1 protein-coding gene is annotated in these 3285 nt (G+C 54.8%); it reads left to right on the top strand.

Annotated elements, in window-relative coordinates:
- A partial coding sequence (locus C5O24_RS11910) for an alpha-2-macroglobulin family protein (protein WP_133165567.1) occupies positions 1–3133 on the top strand: 3133 nt, incomplete at its 5' end.
- Between the last annotated feature and the right edge of the window lie 152 nt (positions 3134–3285).

Raw genomic sequence — 3285 nt, 5'->3', positions numbered from 1 at the left:
CATCTACTCATTGCGTCTTTCATTGCTGGAGAAGGACTGCTCTCCTCTGACGGTATCAGACATAGCCCTCTACCGCATGTCGGATCCTCTGCCACCGCGCGATGAACCGCTATGGGTGCCTCAGCTATCATATTCAGGCGGAGAGCCGGTCGTATTCGGCACTCCAGCCGGCCGGTCATTTGTGCTTATGACCGTGTGGACCACCGACAGCATCATGTCGCGACGCTGGCTGACTCTCGACGGCGGCATCCACACTCTTCCGTCCGAAATCCCCCAATCGATCGAACGGGCTACCATAAGCCTTATGTCGACCCGAAATTACCGTTCGACGGTAAAGGACATCACCGTCACCAATCCCGCCGCGCCCAAAGGACTGCGCATTGTGCTGGATACATTCCGCGACAGAGTGACGCCCGGATCTGAAGAGAAATGGACCATCCGTGTCGTGCCGGCCGACACCGCCCTATCGCCGGAGCAGAAGGCTGTCATTGTCGACATGTATAATGCCGCGCTTGACAAGCTCGCTCCTCACTCGCTGACAATGCATCTCGAAGAAACAGGCGGCAAATCGCTTTCGACGACACCGCCCAATACAGGCGACAACTTCTCGTCGACAGCCGAAACTATCTTCAAATGGCTTCCGACAAGAAATGTCGATGCGCCGGGATTCAACACCTACGGACGTTCGTTTTTTGAATCGGCCGGCAACGGCATCCTATATGAAACAGTGACGACTGCCGGAGGAGTCGGCATGACCCGCTCGGTAATGATGAAATCAATGAAAACCGCTGCAAAAGCAGAGGCTGTGACAGAAGATTGTATGCTTGCTGACGATGAGACAGCCAATGATACAGGCGCGCCGGAATCAGGTGAGCAGAAGACCAATGATGCCGACGGACAATACCGTCCATCGGAGATAGCCCTCGCTATGTTCCGCCCGATGCTTACCACTGATGAAAACGGACTGTTGGCTCTCACTTTCACTGTGCCCGACGCCAATACCACATGGCGATTCATAGCCACCGGTTTCGACACATCCCTGCGGCATACTACCGAAATCCGCGACATCACAGCCTCGAAACGAATAATGGTAACCCCCAATCCCCCGCGCTTCCTGCGCAACGGCGACGAGGCTGACATAGAAGTAGCCGTATTCAACAATTCAGATCACGCTGTAACAGCAAGAGTGATCAATGAGTGGTTTGATCCTGCCAACGGACATGTTATCGGCCGTCACGAGCAGACGACAGAGATACAGCCCATGCTGTCGGTCAAATCCACATCCACCATAACCGTTCCTTCGGAGGGACAGATGCTCGGATTCAGGACAAGAGCAGTAACTTCCGACGGTTCTGACGGCCAGCAGAACATCGTACCGCTTCTGCCTGCCGAGACGCCGGTCGTTCAGTCCGACAACTTTTATCTCGCACCTGACGACAGCGTATATTCCATGTCACTGCCCAAGGCGGCAAAAGACATGAAGCTGACTCTCACTTACTGCGACAATCCACTATGGTTTGTGATCACAGCCTTGCCCGGAATACAGACTCCCGGCTTGCGTACGGCTCCTGACGCCGCAGCCGCAGTATTTTCCACGGTTGTCGCCAGAAAGATAATGGCCAGATACCCGGAAGTGGCGAAGGCTGTCAGACACTGGAGCGAGTCGGCCGACAGCGACAGCACTCTTACATCAATGCTTGAACGCAACCCCGACCTGAAAACATTATTGCTCAAATCCACCCCCTGGCAACAGGAAGCGATGAGCGATACCGAACGTATACGCCGGCTGTCAATGCTCTTCGACCGGGCGCAGACCGATCAGGCATACAACGACGCGATAGAACTGCTTGAAAAATTACGGCAGACCGATGGAGGCATGGCATGGAACACATTCTATCCACGCTCTTCGGAATGGGCCACAGAGGCTGTGGCAGCCATACTCGGCGAACTCAACCGCATCGGGTATTTCCCTACAGGTGACAAACGTCTGAAAGCCATTTACCACAGCGCTCTGGGATATATCCAGTATGGCGCTGCAAAAGCTCTCACAGCCGATCCGAAACATACCGATATCACGTTCGCGATGCTCGCATCGGCTGCTCCCGGTTTCACGCCGTCGGCCGACGGACAACGCATTATTGACCGCACTTTGCAGTCAGTGATTGAACGATGGAAAAGCCTTACGGTACAGGATAAAATAGAAGCGGCTCTGCTATTGATATCATACAACCGTCGGGCCGTAGCATCGGAAATCATGAAATCGGTGGACGAATATTCAGTCAGCAATCCGCAGCTCGGCATGTGGTGGCCATCGACCGGCTCCAGCGTCTATCGGAGCGGAAATGTGTTAACTGCAGCCCGCGCACTCCTCGCCTACAGTATGCTATCGCCAGAATCACCTCAGATCGACCCCATACGCCAATGGATCATCATACAGAATCAGGCCATGAACTGGGGCACGGCACCGGCAGTAAGCCATATTGTAGCCTCGCTGCTCGCCTCATCGCCCGCATGGGTTGAAAAGGCTGGATCCGTGACCATAACCGTTGACCGAAAGGACATCGCCGTGACTCCGGAGCCATACACCGGATCACTGCGGGCCAGCCTACCCGCAAAGGGGACGACTCTTACGATTGCACGCAGCAATGACACACCTGCATGGGGCGCTGTCATCAGCCGATACACTGCCGTTCCAGCGGATATCGAGGCCCGACCCTGCGAAGGCCTATCGATAGAGAAACGCCTGCTGCGCATGGCTCCCGACGGATCATGGAAGGAAGTGACAGAGCTCAACAACGGTGACCGCGTGAAGGTGGTTCTCACTGTCAAAGCCGGACGCGAGATAGATTATCTTGCCATCACCGACCAGCGCGCGGCTTGTCTTGAGCCGGCCGATCAGCTGCCTGAGCCGATATGGAGTGAGGGTGTATGTTTTTATCGCGAGAACCTCGATACGGAAACCCGGATTTTCATCGACCGTCTGCGCAAAGGCACATACATACTCACCTACGAGATGTGGGTCAACAACGCAGGCAGTTACGCATCGGGAATCGCCACCGCACAAAGTCAGTACGCTCCGGAACTGACAGCCCACTCCTCCGGCTCGCGGCTCAATGTCAAGAGATCGGACTGAACGTTTTTTTGGTATGATTCGCACAGATTGTTTAACTTTGCATCCACCAAAACCCGACGACATCAGGATATGGGCAACGCCGATGACAGCAGCAAACGATCCCTTATAGACCGGATCACCCGATGGGCCACTGACAAGTGGACCTACTGCAC

Origin of the sequence: Paramuribaculum intestinale, assembly GCF_003024925.1 — a bacterium.
Taxonomy (GTDB): domain Bacteria; phylum Bacteroidota; class Bacteroidia; order Bacteroidales; family Muribaculaceae; genus Paramuribaculum; species Paramuribaculum intestinale.
Note: the sequence above shows the minus strand (reverse complement) of the source record. Positions and strands in the feature narration are given on the sequence as shown.